The following is a 17,318-nucleotide window of genomic DNA, read 5'->3' as shown; positions in this document are numbered from 1 at the left end:
CAGTCAACATTTCCGTTGATTGACATGACCCCTTCGCGAGCAAGCCCGCTCCCACATTGGATCTGCGTGGAAGGTGCATTCTTCATCGCTGAACACCACCTGTGACAGCTGGCGAAGCCTGCTCTTACAATGCGAGCATTTCCTGCACCGGCCACCCCATGGACATCGACCTCGCCCGCACCTTCCTGGAAATCGTCCGCCACGGCAGCCTTGCCGCGGCCGCCGAGAAACTCCACGTCACCCAGACCGCGATCACCGCGCGGGTACAGAAGCTCGAAAGCCACCTGGGCAGCACGCTGTTCGTGCGCAACCGCGCCGGGGCCCGCCTGACGCCCAATGGCGAAGCCTTCGTGATCTATGCCAATCAACTGGTGGAAACCTGGGAGGCCGCGCGCCGGGACTTGCCCTTGCCCGAGGGGTTCCACGACGTCCTGCACATCGGTGGCGAGGTCAGCCTGTGCAATCCGTTGATGCTCCGTTGGGCCGGCGTGCTGCGCGACAGGATTCCCGGCCATGCGCTGCGCATGGAAATCCGCGACGGCGAAAACCTGCTGCGCCAACTGGAGCTGGGCGTGCTCGATGCGGCGCTGGTCTATCAACCCGAATACTGGCCGCGCCTGCAGGTCGAGCAGATCCTCGAGGAAAAACTCATCCTCGTACGTCACCCCGAGCGCCCCGAACCCTATGTGTACATCGACTGGGGCCAGCACTTTCGCCGCCAGCACGACGCCGCCCTGCCGGAAAAAGCCAAGGCGGCGCTCAGTTTCAACCTTGGCCCCCTGGGGTTGCAGTACATCCTCGAACACGGTGGCAGCGGCTACTTCCGCACCCGGGTGGTCCAGAGCTACCTGGAAAGCGGCATGCTGGAGCCTGTGCCCAAGGCCCCGGAATTCAGTTACCCGACCTACCTGGTCTACTCCCGCGACCGCGACTCGCCGGCGCTGCAACGGGCCTTCGACCTGCTGCGCGAGGTGATCAGGAGCGATGATGATTGGTCGCAGCGGTGGAATCCGCTGACTTGAGTAGGCTTTGAATACTGCACTGTTCTTTCGGGCGCCATCGCTGCGATGCGGCGACCCGACAAGCCAGCTCCTACAGGGGAACGCGTACCCACCCAACAACGAGGTCGAGCGTTAGCTCGCCTCGCTTTGGCTTTGGCTTTTGATCTGGCTTTTGATTTTCTTGCCCCATCGAGAGGCCGAGTGGAGGTTCTGCGCAGTGGGCCCACGGAGCAGGACCGGAGCGAGGGCATGCCGAGCATTAGCGAGGCACCGAACGCCAGGGGCAAGAGCCCTTGGTTACTTGGGGCCGGGCGGCGTTCCGTTTTTCCAAGTGACTCGCTGTAAGAGCGAAACCATAAGCGGCCGTTACCGCAGGAATGGATATGTACTCGGTTAGCAAATATAGCTCGTCTGTCAGGACGCCATCGCCGGCAGGCCGGCTCCCACAGTAGATCGGGTACAGCCGCGAGAGATTGGTTGGCTGTGAGGCCGTCATCGCCGGCAAGCCAGCTCCTACAGTTTGATCGGGTACAGCCGCGAGAGATTGGTTGGCTGTGAGGCCGTCATCGCCGGCAAGCCAGCTCCTACAGTTTGATCGGGTACAGCCGCGAGAGATTGGTTTGCTGTCATGCCGCCATCGCTGGCAAGCCCGCACAGTGGATCGGATACAACCGCGGGAGATGGGGCGGCAATAAAATCCAGCGGCTGCCAGCCAAAACCGCGGGATCGACTAATCTGCTGGAGATAACAAAAAAGACAGGTGATTGCAGTGAGGCAGACCACCGAAGCATTCCGCGCCCGTTACCGTTGCGACATTCATCCCCGTTATAACCCCTGGCTGCATGGCACCTTCGTACTGGTGTTCGGCCTGGTGGCGATCGGCGTTTTCTGGAGCACCGTGCACCAGGTAACGCTCCTCGAATGGCTGTCGGTACCGGTGGCCTTGCTGTTCTTCAATCTCGTCGTGTACCTGGTGCATCGGCACCTGGGCCATCACAAGAAAAGCTTCGCGCGGATGTTCTATGCCCGCCACGCCGGCGACCACCACAGCTTTTTCGCCCCCGGCCACATGACCTACGAGAGTGCTCGCGACTGGCGGGTGATCCTGTTCCCGGCCTGGCTGATCGTGCTGCACACACTGCTGGTCACCCTGCCCCTGTGGTGGCTGCTCAAGCCCCTGGATGCGAACGTTGCCGGACTGGTTGGCGGCTGTCTGGTCCTGGGGTACCTGACCTATGAAGTGTTCCATGCCTGTGAGCATTTGCCGGCGCACAACCGGATCACGCGCCTGCCCTGGATCCGCCAGATGCGGCGCCTGCATGAACTGCATCACCGCCGCGAAATGATGCAGCAGCGCAATTTCAACATCGTTTTTCCGTTGATGGATTACCTGTTCGGCACCCTCTATTGGGAGCCGGAACCGGAACCGGACTTCCAGCACCTGAAGAGAACGCCCATGACCCGCATGCAACATAAAGTCGATATCGCCGGTGATCCCATTACCGTGCTGGCCTATGCCAGCACCGTGATCCACTGGCCGGATTGGCATCCCTCTTCCCTCAGGATCGATGGCCAGAACGGGCCCTTGCATGCCGGCGCGCGGTTCGAGGAGGACATCCGCGCCGGTGGGCGTGACGGACACTTGAGCTGGGTGGTCGATGAGTATCTGCCTGGACGCCGCTGGATTGCCCGGGCCCATGGCGATAATGGTCTGTCATTGTTGCTGACCTACGAATGCGCGGCCGAGGGCGATGGCACGCGCTTTGTTCGCACGCTGGAATACCGGTTCAGTGGATTGGTGATGCGCATGGCCAACCAGTTGCTGCTCAAGCGACGGATCGAACGGGAATCGGCGGCGTCGATGCTGGCACTTCGCGAAACCGCAGAAAGATACCTGGCGCCGACAGGAGTGCGTGCGTGAGCCGAACGATCAGGTTTCATCATTGGCTGTTGCTGCTGATCGTTGTCCTCGTCGCCTTCCTGCTGTTGATGCCGACCAAGGTCAAGCCCGTCGCCTGGACCCCGCAACCGGCGCCGTCACTCAGCAGCGGCCCGTACGCGGACAACCAGCGCCTCAAGGGCGTGGAGCGCGTCGGCGCCGCAGACATCGACGGCCCCGAAGCGCTGCTCATGGAAAACAACGCGCTGATCACCGGCTTGCATGATGGCAGGGTCATTCGCACCAGCCTGGACGGCCAGGACACCAAGGTCTTGGCCGACACCGGCGGCCGCCCCCTGGGGTTGGCCCGCCACCCCAATGGCTTGCTGGTGATCGCCGACGCCGTGAAGGGCTTGTTGTCGCTGGACGCCCAGGGTCGCCTGGTGGCCTTGACCACCGACGCCAATGGGGTGCCGTTTGGTTTCACCGACGACGTGGCCATCGACAAGCCCGGGCACTACGCCTACTTCAGCGACGCCTCCAGCCGGTTCGGCTACGGCAAGGACGGCCAGGCCATCATCGAACATGGCGGCGACGGGCGCTTGCTGCGCTATGACTTCCAGACCGGCAAGACCTCGGTGCTGCTGGACAAGCTGGAGTTTGCCAATGGCGTCACCCTGGGGCCGGACGATGCCTATGTGCTGGTCAACGAAACCGGCGCGTATCGCATCACTCGCTACTGGCTGAGCGGGCCGAACGCCGGCAATCATGACCTGTTCATCGACAACCTGCCGGGGTTTCCCGACAACCTGGCCTTCAATGGTCGCGACCGCTTCTGGGTGGCGCTGTATGCGCCGCGCAACGCCTTGCTCGACAAAACGGCGGCGCACCCTTTCGTGCGCAAGATGATCGCCCGAGCGATGACCCTCCTGCCCAGGCCGGTGGAAAAACGCGCCTTTGTGCTGGGGCTGGACCTTGAGGGCAAGGTGATCGCCAACCTGCAGGACGGCAGCAGCGACAGCTACTCGCCGATCACCACCGTGCGCGAGTATGGAGAGTGGTTGTATCTGGGCTCGTTGAAAGCGAAAAACATGGCGCGGTTGCCACTGAGCACGGCGTTGCAGAATTAACGCAGATCCAAATGTGGGAGCGGGCTTGCTCGCGAAGAGGCCATTACATTCAACTTCTATGCTGAATGGGACACCGCTTTCGCGAGCAAGCCCGCTCCCACAAGGGGATCTGTGGTTTCTGGGTTATCGCGGATCGGCCTCGCCATCGCGCACCGCATTATCGGTTTCTTCCCGCACCCGCTCCCGATCGATGTCAGTGCCGTCGTCCTGATCCATGGGAATGGCACCTTCATTGTTCGGCAATTCATCAATGCCCGGCTCGTCCTCCGGATTGACCGCAGTACGGCCGGGGCTCAAGGGTTCGGGATGGGTCGGAATGGGGTCGTAGCCCCCTTGTTCTTCGCTGGGAAATTTTGGGTCGGACATGAGGCACCTCGCATGAAGCCGCGTCATCGGGCTCTAGACATTCGAGGTGCCGGTCAATATCGCCGTTCCAATTATTCAGCCACCGATTGTCGGTGGCTCACGGCAACTGGAGTTGCTTGACGATCTTGTCCTTGACCTCCAGGCGCTTCGCCTTGAGCTTTGTCACCGTGTCATCACTGGATTTGGCTTGCTCTGCCTTCACCACTTCGGCGTCCGCCTGGGAGTATTTGTTGATCAGTGAATCCAGTAACGGATCCTTGGTGCGTTTCTGCTGGATATCTTCCTTTGTGCAACTCAAATCCTGATAAAGGTCATGGGGCACCGGCATGGAACACCTCCGTTTGTTAATCGGTAGCAAACGCGATTGATTGCGTTCGCCAACTATCAGAATGGCCTTGGTTGGCCCGTTCTGTCGACCACCTGTCAGACCAGCGGTGTCCGTTCGTCGTCCTGTCGCAAATGCGATAAAACCTTTGCCCTACCCGCGACCTCCACAGCATAACGATCAACTCGATCGCCCATGAACTACCGTGTGGAGAAGAACCAATGGACGGATTTAACCTGCGCCACCTCACTCTGGCCATCGCCCTGAGCACCACCATGGGCGCGGCATTCGCGGCAACCGATAACGATTTTGTCGACAAGGCAGCCGAAGGCGGCATCGCCGAGATCGAGACCAGCCGCCTGGCCCTGGAAAAAAGCCAGTCAGCCGATATCAAGGCGTTCGCCAACATGATGATCACCGATCATTCCAAGGCCAACGATGAACTGGCGACCATCGCGAAAAAGAATGACATTGAAGTGCCGGACACCACGACACTGGTGAAACAGGCCAAGGAAAAGCTCCTCGACATGCGTGACGAGTCCTTCGATTCGGCCTACGCCAACAACCAGGTCAAGGCACACGAAAACACCATCGAACTGTTCAAGAAACAAGCCAATACCGTGACCGACGACAAGACCAAAGGCGCCACGGAGCTCAAGGGCTTTGCGCAAAAAATGTTGCCGGGGCTGGAAAAACATCTGGAAATGGCGAAGAAACTTCAAGCCGCGCATCCGGACAAGTAATCCGCTCATCAAACAAAAAGACCGCATGAATCCATGCGGTCTTTTTGTTTGGGGCCGAGCCTAACCGCCGTCGGTATCGATATCGGCATCCGTGTCATCGCCAGGCTTGGGGCGATCAGGATCAGGTTTGAAGCCCGGGCTGAACTCGTTGTCGTTATCGCTGTGCACATTTTTCTGATCGACCGCTTTGTCGGCACTTTCCGGCTCGGGGGTCTTGGCGTTTTCGTCTAGTTCATTTTCATCTTTCATAAGTACCTCGTGCGTCGCGTTCGAAACCGTCGGGTCATAACCGTTCGAACTCCACCACGCGACCAACGTTCCCTTCGTCTTTGTCCTACAGTCCTTGTGTATCGGATGAAAATACCTGTCGAACGCAACAACTATTTCATCCGCCAAATGTCATTGCTTTGCGCCGGTCATTTTTTGGGGAATCGGCCGCACACATTCAAGGAGACAAGTCCCATGGCGGCACTGCAAACCAGCACGCTCGATGCGATGAAGAACAACCAGGCACAACTGCTGACCGAATGGAAAAATGGCCTGGAGTCCAGCGGCGCCACGCGCAATCTCAAAGAGCAGGACCTGCAACAGCAGGCCTCGGAATTCCTGCAGTTGGTGATCTCGGGCCTGCAAAATGGCAACGGCCAGAACATTGCCACGCCCGGCTGGGATGAAATTCGCCAGTTCCTCGACAAGCTCTCCCAGAGCCGTGCCCAACTCGGCCAGGATTCTCACCAGACCGCCAGCTTCATCTTCTCGCTCAAGGGTCCGCTGTTTGCCCTCCTGCAGAACCATTACCAGGACAGCCCGGCGCTGTTGGCCGAGCAACTGTGGGAAATCTCCGAATTGCTCGACGCCCTGGGCATGCACACCATCCGCACCTTCCAGAAATCCCGCGAGGCGGTGATCAAGCGCCAGCAGGAAGAACTGCTGGAGCTGTCGACCCCGGTGGTCAAGCTGTGGGACGGCGTCCTCGCCCTGCCTATGATCGGCACGCTGGACTCGCAACGCACCCAGGTGGTGATGGAATCGCTGCTGCAGCGGATCGTCGACACCGGCTCGGAGATCGCCATCATCGACATCACCGGTGTTCCGACCGTCGATACCCTGGTGGCCCAGCACCTGCTCAAGACCGTCACCGCCATTCGCCTGATGGGGGCCGACTGCATCATCAGCGGCGTTCGCCCGCAGATCGCCCAGACCATCGTGCACCTGGGCCTGGACCTGCAAGGCGTGGTGACCAAGGCCAACCTGGCCGATGCCCTGAAACTGGCCCTGACCCGGCTGGGACTGACCGTCAGCAAGGCGCATTGAGATGGAGCGCATTCCGATTCTGCAAATGGGCGACTTCCTGCTGGTGACCATCCAGGTGGACATGCATGACCAGTTGGCCCTGACCCTGCAAGACGACCTGTCCGAGCGCATCAGCCGGACCTCCGCCCGCGGCGTGCTGATCGATATCTCCGCCCTGGACATGGTGGATTCGTTCATCGGCCGGATGATCGGGACCATTTCCGGGCTGTCGAGCATCATGGACGCCCAGACCGTGCTGGTCGGCATGCAGCCCGCGGTGGCCATCACCCTGGTGGAGCTGGGCCTCACCCTGCCCGGCGTGAGTACCGCGCTGAACGTCGAGCGCGGGATGAAACTGCTTCAGGCACGAGTACGCGAACAATGACTGTGCGCAGCAGCGGCACTCATCCGATTCACATCGAGCAGGACGTGGTCCTGGCCAGACAACTGGCGCGCAAACTCGCCCAGGAATGCGGCATGCGCCTGATCGACCTGACCAAAATGGTCACCGCGGTCAGCGAGTTGGCGCGCAATACCATGGTGTACGGCGGTGGCGGCGACATGGACTGGCAAATCCTCGATGAAGACCCGCGCATTGGCCTGCGCCTGGTGTTCCGTGACGAAGGCCCGGGCATCCCCGACATCAAGCTGGCCATGACCGATGGCTGGACCTCCGGTTCCGGGCTGGGCCTGGGCCTGACCGGCGCCAAGCGCCTGGTCAATGAATTCGAACTCGACACTGCGCCAGGAAAGGGTACTCGCGTGACGATTACCCGATGGACATGAACTTCGGTGGAACGATGACCCAAGTGCTGGTCATCGAGGACAACAGCCAGATCGGACATGCACGGCGCACCGCGCAAAAACTCGCAGAGCTTCATGGCTTCGACACCACGGACGCGGGACGGGTAGCGCTGGTCGCCACCGAACTTGCCAGCAATATTCTCAAGCACGCCACCCGCGGCGAATTGCACCTGAGGGTCTTGCCCCGGGTTAGCGGTGCCGGCATCGAGATGCTCGCCATCGACCGCGCCCAGGGCTTTGACCTGCAGGCCTGCCTGGCCGACGGGTTTTCCACCGGCGGCACCCAGGGCATCGGCCTGGGCGCAGTGTCGCGCCAGACCGAGGTGTTCGATGTGTATGCCGATTCACGGGGTGCCGTGCTGCTCACGCGCTTGTACCCACGCACGGACAAGGCCGCGGACCTGCGCATCGGTGTCAGCCAGCATTCGTTGCGCGACGATCCCGCCTGCGGCGATACCTGGCACCTGGCGTTCGACGGACCACGCATCAGCGCCCTGGTGATCGATGGCCTGGGCCATGGCGAAGAAGCCGAACTCGCCGCTCGCGCTGGCGAAAAAGCCTACGCGCTGCAGCCCTTCGCCTCACCGTTGCTGGCGCTGGAAGACATTCATCAGGCCATGACCGGCACCCGTGGCGGTGCGCTGGCCATTGCCCAGTTCGACGCTGGCCGCGATGCGTTGCAGTTCGTCGGCATCGGCAACATCGGCGCCTGCCTGGTCGCACCGGACAAGTCCCGCGGCCTGGCCTCTCACCCCGGCATCGTCGGCGGGCAATATCGAAAGGCGCAACCCTTTGACTATGCTCAAGTGAGCGGACAATTGCTGATCATGTACAGCGACGGCCTGCAGTCGCGCTGGAACCTGGCGGACTACCCTGGCCTGGTGCACCGCCATCCGGCCGTGATTGCCGCCATCCTGCACCGCGATTTCTGCCGTGGACGAGACGATGTCACGGTACTGGTCATTGCCCTGGAGGCAGCCCATGGCTGAAATGCCCATGAGTCAAATCGACGAACAAGCCGCCATGATCGCGCGCTTGCAGGGTGAAGCCAACGCCCTGCGCGCCGAGCTGGATGAAACCAACCAGGGCGTACTGGCGCTGTATGCCGAACTCGACAACCAGGCCGAACAGCTGCGCCAGGCTTCGGACCTGAAAAGCCGCTTCCTGTCCTACATGAGCCATGAGTTTCGCACGCCCCTGGGTTCGATCCTGAGCATCGCCAGCCTGCTGAGCGATGAACTCGACGGGCCCCTCAGTGACGAGCAGCACAAGCAGGTGGCCTTCGTCAGCAATGCCGCGCGGGAGCTGAGCGACATGGTCGACGACCTGCTGGACCTGGCGAAGATCGAAGCCGGGCGCATCACCATTTCCCCGGCCTGGTTCGACATGTTCGACCTGTTCGCCGCCCTGCGCGGCATGTTCAGGCCAATTGTCGATACCAGCGCCGTGGACCTTATCTTCGAGGAGCCGGTGGGCCTGCCCCGGCTGTACACCGACGACAAGAAGCTCGCGCAGATCCTGCGCAACTTCATTGCCAACTCGTTGAAGTTCACCACCCGGGGCGAAGTGCGGGTCTCGGCGCGACTGGAAAACGATGACTACGTGCGTTTCGCCGTCAGCGACAGCGGAATTGGTATCGCTCCAGAGCTACATGGCGCATTGTTTGAAGACTTCTCCCAGGTCGACTCTCCGCTGCAAAAACGCCTGCGTGGAACCGGGCTCGGGCTGTCGCTGTGCAAACGCTTCGCGCTGCTGCTGGGGGGCGAAGTCGGGGTCCAGAGCACACCGGGCGTGGGCTCGACCTTTTTCGTGATCATCCCGCTGGCCATCGCCATGGAGCCTGCCGATGAAACGTGACCTGCGCTTGCTGATCGTCGACGACAACGTCGCCACGCGCTATGCCCTGCGCCGGCGCCTGGAACGCCACGGCTATGAGGTGCTGGAGTCCGGCACGGGCAGCGAAGGCCTGGAGTTGATCGCCAGCGTGGCGATCGACGCCTTGATCCTCGACGTCAACCTGCCAGACATGAGTGGCTTCGACATCGTTCGTAAACTGCGCTCGGAGCCTGTTACCGCCCTGCTCCCGGTGATTCATGTGTCCGCAGCGTCGATCCAGACCGGCGACATCATCACTGGCCTCGACGCCGGCGCCGACGCCTACCTGATCCACCCGGTGGACCCGGATGTGTTGCTGGCGACCCTGCGCACCTTGCTGCGGGTGCGCGAAACCGAGAATGCCCTGCGGGAAAGCGAGGCGCGCTTTCGCGAGATTTTCGTCAATGTTTCGGCCCCCATCGCCGTGCTGGATGCCCAACTCAAGGTCCACGAGTGCAACCATGCGTTCGCCCAACTGATCCAGGACAACCTCGACCCCGAAACCCTGCGCCAGTGTTTCGCCGACGACCAGTGCGCGGTCATCGAGGAACTGCGCCTGCGCCTGGCCTATGGCGAACGCTGGAAAGGCACCTTGAGCATGAGCGTGCAGGGGGAGATTCGCGAAACCGAGTGGCAGATTTCACCCTACCGCACGCCAGAATTGAGCCTGGTGTTCGTCGAAGATGTCACCGAACACCGGCACCGCGAACGCTCGCACCTGGCACGACTGGACGACGCCACGACCCAACTGGCCAACGAAGTCGCCGAACGCGCGCGCACCGAAGCCCAGCTGTTGCAGGTGCAGAAAATGGACGCCTTGGGCAAGCTGACCGGCGGCATTGCCCACGACTTCAACAACCTGCTCACCGGCATCATCACCAGCCTGGAACTGATCCAGAAGCGCGTTGCCGAGTCACGCACCGACAAGGTCGCGTTCTATGCCGAAGCGGCGCTGAACTCGGCCATGAGTGCCGCCTCCCTGACCCATCGCCTGCTCGCGTTCGCCCGTCAGCAGCCCCTCGATACCCGGCCCGTGGACATCAACGAGCACATCCGCTCCCTCGAGGAATTGCTGGTGCGCACCATCGGCGAACGCATCGCCCTCAAGCTTGAACTGACGAGCAAACCCGCCATCGCCCTGGTCGATCCGATTCAACTGGAAAGCGCTGTGCTCAACCTGGTGATCAACGCCCGGGATGCCCTGCCCCAGGGCGGCAATATCTGGGTCAACACCTATGCCGCCTATTCCCACGGCGACCCCAACCTGGCCGATGGTGCCTATGTCGCCCTGTCGGTGCGCGACGATGGCACCGGTATCGAACACCATGTGATCGACAAGGTGTTCGACCCGTTTTTCACCACCAAGCCCCTGGGCCAGGGCACCGGGCTCGGCTTGTCGACGATCTACGGTTTCGCTCGCCAGTCAGGGGGCGATGCGCACATCCGCAGCGTGGCGCGACGCGGCACCGAAGTCACCATCATGTTGCCGGCCAGCGCCGACCCTACCGCCGCCGCCGTCGAAGCGGCGACGCAGCCTGCCGAGGGTGGCGGTGAACATGTGCTGATTGTCGAGGACACGCCGTCGGTGCGCATGTTCGTCGCCGAAGTGCTGGTGGATGCCGGCTATCGTTGCACCCAGGCGGCCGACATCGAGGGCGCCCTCGAACGCCTGCAGAACGACGAATCCATCGACCTGTTGCTGACCGATGTCGGCCTGCCGCGCATGAGCGGCCGGGAACTGGCCGACATCGCTCGTGGCTGGCGCGAGCACCTGCCGATCCTGTTCATGACCGGCTATGCCGAAACCGCGATCAACCGCCAGGTGTTTCTCGGCGACGGCATGGAGATACTGATCAAGCCGTTCCAGATCAATGAGCTGCTGGACAAGGTACGGCGCACCATCAACGGCGCCTGATTAAAAGATCGCAGCCTGCGGCAGCTCCTACAGGGGTACGCGTTTCCCTGTAGGAGCTGCCGCAGGCTGCGATCTTTTGATCTTCAATGCCCAAGAACCCTGGCGAGAAATGGCGCTGTTCGGCTCTTTTTGCTGCTCGCGACTTTCCGCGGCTCCCCCGCCACCACAACCTTGCCCCCCTGATCCCCCGCCCCCGGGCCGATATCGATCACCCAGTCACTCTGCGCCACCACGCGCATTTCATGTTCGACGACGATCACCGTGTGCCCAGCCGTCACCAGGTTGTTCAACTGCTCGAGCAGACGATCGACGTCGCGCGGGTGCAGGCCCGTTGTCGGTTCATCGAGCACGTAGAGCGTCGCCCCGCGCTGGTTGCGTTGCAGCTCGGTGGCCAGCTTGATGCGCTGGGCTTCACCCCCGGACAGCTCGGTCGCCGGTTGGCCGAGGCGCAGGTAGCCCAGGCCGATATCGCGCAGCACCTCCAGGGACCGACGCACCGCCGCTTGTTCGGCGAACACGTCCACGGCCTGGTCCACGGTCAGTTGCAGCACCTGGGCAATGGTCAGGTCCTGCCAGGTGATCGCCAGCGTCTCGGGGTTGTAGCGCGCGCCGTGGCAGGTCGGGCATGGCGCGTAGACGCTGGGCATGAACAGCAATTCGACGCTGACAAAACCTTCGCCTTCACAGGTCGGGCAGCGGCCCTTGGCGACATTGAAGGAAAACTGCCCGGCGTCGTAACCCGCCGCCTGCGCCTCGGGCGTGGCGGCGTAGAGCTTGCGTACATTGTCGAACAGCCCGGTGTAGGTCGCGAGGTTAGAGCGCGGCGTACGGCCAATGGGCTTCTGATCGACCTGCACCAAACGCTTGATCGACGCCAGCCCCGCCGCAACCTGCCCGCCACTGACGGTCGGCGCTTCATCTTCCAGGCTCAGTTCCTGCGGTTCGCTCTCAGTGCCCGGACGCCCCAGATGCGCACCGACCAGCTCCAGCAACGCCTGGCTGACCAGGCTGGATTTCCCCGAGCCCGACACCCCGGTCACCGCCGTGAAACAGCCCAACGGAAACTCGACGCTGAGGTTGTCCAGATTGTTGCGCGTGACGCCTTCAAGACGCAGCCAGTCGCTGGCCTTACGCGGACGACGGGATTGGTTGGCGTGTTTGGCGAACAGGTAGGCGCGGGTCTGCGAATCCTTCACTGCTGCCAGCCCCGCCGGCGCACCGCTGTACAGCACCCGGCCGCCATGCTCGCCCGCCGCCGGGCCGACATCGATCAACCAGTCGGCGCGGCGCATGGTTTCCAGGTCGTGCTCGACCACGAACAGGGTATTGCCCGCCGCTTTCAAGCGTTGCAGGGCTTCGAACAGTGCTTCACCGTCGGCCGGGTGCAAGCCGGCCGAGGGCTCATCCAGCACGTAGATCACGCCGAACAACTGCGAGCCCAGCTGGGTCGCCAGGCGCAGGCGTTGCAATTCGCCAGACGACAGCGTCGGCGTACTGCGCTCCAGGGCCAGGTAACCCAGGCCCAGGTCGGTCAGGGTGCTGACCCGCTCCAGAAGATCCTGGGCAATGCGTTGCGCGGCGAGGCGTTTTTCCACTGAGAGATTCGGCGTGTGGCGTACATCCGGGGCGTTGGCATGGCCACTGGCACCGTGGGCCACGCGCTGTTCACGGGCCTCGCGGGTTTGCTGGTGAGTTAATACCTCTCCCGCCTCATCGCCCTCTTCGAGGTAATGCCGGGCCGCCACTGGCTTGAGTACTTCTGCCACTTGCAGCAAGGGCATTTGGGACAGTTCGCCGATGTCGTAGCCGGCGAAAGTCACCGAAAGGGCTTCGTGCTTGAGGCGCTTGCCGTCGCACAATGGGCAAGGGCTACCGAGCATGAAGCGCGAGACGCGCTTCTTCATCAACGCACTTTGCGAATGGGTGAAGGTGTGCAGGATGTAGCGCCTGGCGCCGGTGAAGGTGCCCTGGTAACTCGGTTCCATCTTGCGCTTGAGGGCCACCCGGGTTTCCTTCGGGGTGAGCCCGGCGTACACCGGCACCGTCGGGGTTTCTTCGGTGAAGAGAATCCAGTCACGCTGCTTCTTCGGCAGGTCGCGCCAGGGCACATCGACGTCATAGCCCAGGGTCACCAGGATGTCCCGCAGGTTCTGGCCCTGCCAGGCCATGGGCCAGGAGGCAACCGCACGCTGGCGAATGGTCAGGCTCGGGTCCGGCACCATCAGTGCTTCGGTGACCTCATACACCCTGCCCAGGCCGTGGCATTGCGGGCACGCGCCCTGGGGCGTGTTCGGAGAAAAGTCTTCGGCGTAGAGCATCGGCTGCCCCGGCGGGTAACTGCCGGCACGGGAATACAGCATGCGGATCAGGCTCGACAGGGTCGTGACGCTGCCCACCGAAGAGCGCGTGCTCGGCGTGCCCCGTTGTTGCTGCAAGGCCACCGCGGGCGGCAAGCCCTCGATGGAATCGACATCCGGCACGCCCACCTGATCGATCAGGCGACGCGCATAAGGCGCCACGGATTCGAAATAGCGGCGCTGGGCTTCGGCGTACAGGGTCGAAAACGCCAGGGACGACTTGCCCGAGCCGGACACCCCGGTGAACACCACCAGGGCATCGCGGGGAATGTCGACATCGACGTTCTTGAGGTTGTGCTCCCGGGCGCCACGCACCCTGACCATGCCGGAGGGAGGGTTGGAGGTGCGAGTGGAGGTCATGGGGCCAGCCTCGATCAAGGATTTGAAAAATATGATGACTGTGGGAGCGGGCTTGCTCGCGAATGCGGTGTGTCATTCAACATTGATGTGCCTGACATATCGCATTCGCGAGCAAGCCCGCTCCCACATGTACTGTGCTCAGCCGTTGAGAACAGTACGAATCATCTGCGTCAACGCTTGCGGCCCATAGGGCTTGCTCAGTAAATGGGTATCCGGGCTGAGCTGGTGGTTGCGCGAAATGATGTCACGGGTGTGGCCGGAGGTGAACAACACCGCCACCGGGGGTTCCTGTACCTTGGCCCATGCCGCCAGGTCCGAGCTTTTTATCAGGCCGGGCATGACCACGTCGGTGAAGATCAGGTCCACCGCCGCGCCCTCCAGCAACATCTGCATGGCAACGTCGGCATTGGCGGCGGTGAGCACCTGATAGCCTTCTTCGCGCAACAACTCCACGGTGGAAACGCGCACCGCCTCATTGTCCTCGACCACCAGGATCCGCTCGTTGGCGCCCTGTTGCGACACTTCGGCACGGGGCGTTTCACTGTCCATCGAACGCAGGCTGCGCGGGAAATACATCTGCACCCGGGTGCCCTGCCCCTCGACGCTGGACATCTCGATGTGCCCGCCACTCTGCTTGACGAAACCGAACACCATGCTCAACCCAAGCCCCGTGCCCTGGCCGTCGGGCTTGGTGGTAAAAAACGGTTCGAACGCCTGGGCCAGCACCTGCGGCGGCATACCCGCACCGCTGTCAGCCACGGACACCCGCACATAGTCGCCGGCGGCAATGCCCTTGCCGGCGCAAAATCCCTGGTCAAGGCCGATGTTGTCGGCGCTGAGGTCGATGGTCCCCTCACCCTTCATGGCGTCACGGGCATTGATCGCCAGGTTGAGGATGGCGTTTTCCAGTTGATTGCGATCGACGAAGACCTGCCAGGAATCCGGTGGCGCGCTCATATGGACGTGGATGGTTTCCCCCAGCGCACGCTGCAACAGTTCGCCAAGTTCGTCGAAGATCGGCTGCGGCGTACAAATGGCCGGGGACAGCGGCTGGCGACGGGCAAACGCGAGCAATTGCGCAGACAATTTTGCCCCACGCTCGACGGCGGCAATCGACGCCGCCACCCGACGCTGGACATTGGCGTTCTGCGGCTCATGCCGGGCCAGCAGGTGAAGGTTGCCGGCGATCACCTGCAACAGGTTATTGAAGTCATGGGCCACACCCCCCGTCAGGCCGCCAATGGCCTCGAGTTTCTGTGACTGGCGCAATTGCTCTTCCGCCGCGAGACGTGCCTCGACTTCGTCGGCGACCCGCTGCTCCAGATTGCGGGTGAACCTGAGCAAGGATTCTTCGGCGCTCTTGCGTTCATGGATGTCGATCAGCACCCCGGGGAAACGAAACGGTTCGCCCTCTGCATTGAACTCGCAGCAGCCACTGGCGAGTACCCAACAGTAGCTGCCATCGGTGCGCAGCACCCGGTATTCGGCATTAAAGGGCTCGCCGGTTTCCACTGATTGCTGGACCTGTTCCTGCATCCAGCTCAGGTCGTCGGGATGAATCCGTGCTTCGGCAATGTCCGATGGCAAGTCGGCCAGGTCTTGCTCGGCCGGGTAGGAAAAAGTCCGGGCGAAACGCTCGTCACCGCTCAGCACATTGGCCTTGACGTCCCAGACGAACGAACCGAGCAAGGCGCCCGCATTCAATGCCAGGCGTACCCGCTCGTTATCGGCGCGATAAGCATCTTCGGCCACCTGCCGAAGGCGTTCGGAAATCACATGCTCCGTGGTCTCGACGACCATCGCCATGACCCCGGCCGGTTTGCCGTCATCGTCAGCCACCGGGCTGTAATAGAGGTCCATCCAGACGTCTTCGGGCACGCCGTCGCGCAGCAGCACCAGCTCTTTGCCACGGTAGGACAAGGTGCCGCCGGCCAGGCAGGTATCGACCACATGCCGATTGAATTCGGCCACTTCCGGCCAGCCCAGTTCCACCGGCGCCCCCAACAGATAGGGATGGCGCCCGCCGGCAAATTTCGAATAGGCGTCGTTGTAGATCATGTAGCCGGGCCGCCCCCACAACATCACCATCGGCAACGGCGAGGCGAGCATCAACTGCACCGAACTGCTCAGGCTTCTCGGCCAGGCATCGAGGCTGCCCAGCTCGGTTCGGCTCCAGTCGAACGCACGAATACGCTCGGCCATTTCGCCGTCCCAGCCGGCACACCCGTGGCTATCTTCTAGAAACTGCATCGACTGGCTCTGCGTCCCGGTTATTGCACCCGTTTGATTCGAGCATCGCGGATGGCAATGGTTTCATAGAGGTATAGCTGATTCGAGAAATTGACGCAGCCCCCCCTGTAGGAGCTGCCGAAGGCTGCGATCTTTTGACTTTGATTTTCTCAAAGCAAGATCAAAAGATCGCAGCCTTCGGCAGCTCCTACAAGGGGTGCGGGGAGCATTAGACCTCGATCAGGTGCTTGAGCGGGTGATAGCCAGTTTTCAAAGTCGCCGCCACATCCAGAATCGCCTTCTCGATCCCGTTCAAATGGATGCAGGTCAGCTCGATCGCCGCGCTCTGGTTGCCCGCCTCGATGTACTCGATCAACCGCAGGTGTTCGTCGTCGCGGCAGGCTTCGTGGCTGTCGTCGTCCAGCGCGGCGGCGTACAGCGAGGCTCGGGAGATCAGCTTCTGGAACCAGTCGAGTAAGACCGGGTTGTTCAGGCTGCGGGCCAGCTTGATGTGGAACTCGCCGAGCAGGTGGATCAAGCGTTCGTGGTCACCGTTGCGATGCGCCTCGTCCTCCAGCAGCAGGTGATCGCGCAGATCCCGGGTCACCGCCGTATCGCGTCGGCGACACAGTTCGCTGACGATGCCGATCTCGACCAGGCGCCGGGTTTCGAACAATGAACGGATCTCTTCGTCGCTCGGCAGCGACACCGACGCACCTTTATTGGGCTCGGTTGTGACCAGTCCATCGGCTTCCAATTGCTTGAGCGCGGCACGCACCGACGTGCGGCTGACATTGAAAAGTTCGGCCAACGAAGCCTCGCCCAGCTTCATGCCAGGCCGCAGCGAGCGTTTGCTGATCGCCTCGTAAACCCCTTGGTAGACGCGGTCGACCGTGGTTTCCAGTTTCTTTTCCGCCATTCGATGACTCCTTGATCGCTACGCAACCCACTCCAGGCGAATCCACAGCCTTGCAAAAGGGGGTTGCACAAGCAGGTTAATCCGGGTATTTCTAAATTGCATCCAGATTTTGCATACAATAA

General features: G+C 61.9%; 16 protein-coding genes. 10 read left to right on the top strand and 6 right to left on the bottom strand.

Translation table 11 applies throughout. The annotated features are described in order from the left end of the window. Positions 1-158 precede the first annotated feature (158 nt). From NPS56_RS18425 to NPS56_RS18415, 3 genes are all read left to right on the top strand, one after another. A complete protein-coding gene (locus NPS56_RS18425) occupies positions 159-1,022 on the top strand; it encodes a LysR family transcriptional regulator (RefSeq protein ID WP_274075927.1) in 864 nt (287 codons plus the stop codon). Positions 1,023-1,770: 748 nt separating this feature from the next. Next, positions 1,771-2,922 carry a sterol desaturase/SRPBCC family protein gene (locus NPS56_RS18420; protein ID WP_274075926.1) on the top strand — a complete coding sequence of 384 codons (1,152 nt, stop codon included), beginning with the start codon at positions 1,771-1,773 and terminating at the stop codon, positions 2,920-2,922. Beyond that, positions 2,919-4,010, top strand: coding sequence for an SMP-30/gluconolactonase/LRE family protein (locus NPS56_RS18415; RefSeq protein WP_274075925.1), 1,092 nt, complete (start codon positions 2,919-2,921; stop codon positions 4,008-4,010). Before NPS56_RS18420 ends, NPS56_RS18415 begins: the two co-directional genes overlap by 4 nt. A 123-nt stretch (positions 4,011-4,133) precedes the next feature. Here NPS56_RS18415 and NPS56_RS18410 read toward each other — a convergent pair whose 3' ends face one another. Together NPS56_RS18410 and NPS56_RS18405 are read right to left on the bottom strand one after the other, a co-directional pair. Then, entirely contained in the window at positions 4,134-4,376 is a 243-nt protein-coding gene (locus NPS56_RS18410; protein ID WP_274075924.1) for a hypothetical protein, read from the bottom strand. A gap of 97 nt (positions 4,377-4,473) precedes the next feature. Continuing rightward, positions 4,474-4,704: a DUF465 domain-containing protein gene (locus NPS56_RS18405; protein ID WP_274075923.1), complete on the bottom strand. Its 231-nt coding sequence runs from the start codon at positions 4,702-4,704 to the stop codon at positions 4,474-4,476. 218 nt (positions 4,705-4,922) lie between these two features. On the opposite strand from NPS56_RS18405, the gene NPS56_RS18400 reads away from it, so the two are divergent. Then, the gene (locus NPS56_RS18400) at positions 4,923-5,444 is read left to right on the top strand and encodes a DUF4142 domain-containing protein (RefSeq protein WP_274075922.1); all 522 of its coding nucleotides are present in this window, start codon (positions 4,923-4,925) and stop codon (positions 5,442-5,444) included. Between the two features lie 60 nt (positions 5,445-5,504). Here the strand turns inward: NPS56_RS18400 and NPS56_RS18395 are convergent, their stop codons facing one another. After that, positions 5,505-5,693 (bottom strand): hypothetical protein, encoded by a 189-nt coding sequence (locus NPS56_RS18395; RefSeq protein WP_274075921.1) that lies wholly within the window; start codon positions 5,691-5,693, stop codon positions 5,505-5,507. 213 nt (positions 5,694-5,906) lie between these two features. On the opposite strand from NPS56_RS18395, the gene NPS56_RS18390 reads away from it, so the two are divergent. Genes NPS56_RS18390 through NPS56_RS18365 form a run of 6 tightly spaced genes read left to right on the top strand, consistent with a single transcriptional unit; the run spans position 5,907 to position 11,331 of the window. After that, a complete protein-coding gene (locus NPS56_RS18390) occupies positions 5,907-6,758 on the top strand; it encodes an STAS domain-containing protein (RefSeq protein WP_274075920.1) in 852 nt (283 codons plus the stop codon). A 1-nt stretch (position 6,759) separates the two neighbouring features. Then, complete coding sequence (locus NPS56_RS18385; protein WP_274075919.1) at positions 6,760-7,122, top strand: STAS domain-containing protein; 363 nt, start codon at positions 6,760-6,762, stop codon at positions 7,120-7,122. Then, positions 7,119-7,523: an anti-sigma regulatory factor gene (locus NPS56_RS18380; protein ID WP_274075918.1), complete on the top strand. Its 405-nt coding sequence runs from the start codon at positions 7,119-7,121 to the stop codon at positions 7,521-7,523. The genes NPS56_RS18385 and NPS56_RS18380 overlap by 4 nt, the downstream gene beginning before the upstream one ends. Beyond that, the gene (locus NPS56_RS18375) at positions 7,520-8,530 is read left to right on the top strand and encodes an ATP-binding protein (protein ID WP_274076003.1); all 1,011 of its coding nucleotides are present in this window, start codon (positions 7,520-7,522) and stop codon (positions 8,528-8,530) included. The genes NPS56_RS18380 and NPS56_RS18375 overlap by 4 nt, the downstream gene beginning before the upstream one ends. Further along, a complete protein-coding gene (locus NPS56_RS18370) occupies positions 8,523-9,398 on the top strand; it encodes a sensor histidine kinase (RefSeq protein ID WP_274075917.1) in 876 nt (291 codons plus the stop codon). Before NPS56_RS18375 ends, NPS56_RS18370 begins: the two co-directional genes overlap by 8 nt. Then, positions 9,388-11,331 carry a response regulator gene (locus NPS56_RS18365; protein ID WP_274075916.1) on the top strand — a complete coding sequence of 648 codons (1,944 nt, stop codon included), beginning with the start codon at positions 9,388-9,390 and terminating at the stop codon, positions 11,329-11,331. The genes NPS56_RS18370 and NPS56_RS18365 overlap by 11 nt, the downstream gene beginning before the upstream one ends. An 83-nt stretch (positions 11,332-11,414) precedes the next feature. Here NPS56_RS18365 and NPS56_RS18360 read toward each other — a convergent pair whose 3' ends face one another. The 3 genes from NPS56_RS18360 to NPS56_RS18350 all read right to left on the bottom strand — a co-directional run bounded on the left by NPS56_RS18360 (position 11,415) and on the right by NPS56_RS18350 (position 17,196). Then, on the bottom strand, positions 11,415-14,048 hold the full coding sequence (locus NPS56_RS18360; RefSeq protein WP_274075915.1) for an excinuclease ABC subunit UvrA: 2,634 nt from the start codon (positions 14,046-14,048) through the stop codon (positions 11,415-11,417). 138 nt (positions 14,049-14,186) lie between these two features. Next, a complete protein-coding gene (locus tag NPS56_RS18355; RefSeq protein WP_274075914.1) occupies positions 14,187-16,298 on the bottom strand; it encodes a hybrid sensor histidine kinase/response regulator in 2,112 nt (703 codons plus the stop codon). A gap of 208 nt (positions 16,299-16,506) precedes the next feature. Further along, positions 16,507-17,196 (bottom strand): GntR family transcriptional regulator, encoded by a 690-nt coding sequence (locus tag NPS56_RS18350; protein WP_046820177.1) that lies wholly within the window; start codon positions 17,194-17,196, stop codon positions 16,507-16,509. Positions 17,197-17,318: the final 122 nt, after the last annotated feature.

This window comes from Pseudomonas putida (assembly GCF_028682635.1).
Lineage (GTDB): Bacteria > Pseudomonadota > Gammaproteobacteria > Pseudomonadales > Pseudomonadaceae > Aquipseudomonas > Aquipseudomonas putida_AE.
The sequence above is the reverse complement of the archived record's forward strand: the minus strand, read 5'-3'. Positions and strand labels throughout refer to the sequence as shown.

Bases quoted from the DNA above. Each gene is read 5' to 3' on its own strand.
- NPS56_RS18425 (WP_274075927.1), top strand. From the start codon at position 159: ATGGACATCGACCTCGCCCGCACCTTCCTGGAAATCGTCCGCCACGGC.
- NPS56_RS18410 (WP_274075924.1), bottom strand. From the start codon at position 4,376: ATGTCCGACCCAAAATTTCCCAGCGAAGAACAAGGGGGCTACGACCCC.
- NPS56_RS18405 (WP_274075923.1), bottom strand. From the start codon at position 4,704: ATGCCGGTGCCCCATGACCTTTATCAGGATTTGAGTTGCACAAAGGAA.
- NPS56_RS18400 (WP_274075922.1), top strand. From the start codon at position 4,923: ATGGACGGATTTAACCTGCGCCACCTCACTCTGGCCATCGCCCTGAGC.
- NPS56_RS18395 (WP_274075921.1), bottom strand. From the start codon at position 5,693: ATGAAAGATGAAAATGAACTAGACGAAAACGCCAAGACCCCCGAGCCG.
- NPS56_RS18390 (WP_274075920.1), top strand. From the start codon at position 5,907: ATGGCGGCACTGCAAACCAGCACGCTCGATGCGATGAAGAACAACCAG.
- NPS56_RS18385 (WP_274075919.1), top strand. From the start codon at position 6,760: ATGGAGCGCATTCCGATTCTGCAAATGGGCGACTTCCTGCTGGTGACC.
- NPS56_RS18380 (WP_274075918.1), top strand. From the start codon at position 7,119: ATGACTGTGCGCAGCAGCGGCACTCATCCGATTCACATCGAGCAGGAC.
- NPS56_RS18375 (WP_274076003.1), top strand. From the start codon at position 7,520: ATGAACTTCGGTGGAACGATGACCCAAGTGCTGGTCATCGAGGACAAC.
- NPS56_RS18370 (WP_274075917.1), top strand. From the start codon at position 8,523: ATGGCTGAAATGCCCATGAGTCAAATCGACGAACAAGCCGCCATGATC.
- NPS56_RS18365 (WP_274075916.1), top strand. From the start codon at position 9,388: ATGAAACGTGACCTGCGCTTGCTGATCGTCGACGACAACGTCGCCACG.
- NPS56_RS18360 (WP_274075915.1), bottom strand. From the start codon at position 14,048: ATGACCTCCACTCGCACCTCCAACCCTCCCTCCGGCATGGTCAGGGTG.
- NPS56_RS18355 (WP_274075914.1), bottom strand. From the start codon at position 16,298: ATGCAGTTTCTAGAAGATAGCCACGGGTGTGCCGGCTGGGACGGCGAA.
- NPS56_RS18350 (WP_046820177.1), bottom strand. From the start codon at position 17,196: ATGGCGGAAAAGAAACTGGAAACCACGGTCGACCGCGTCTACCAAGGG.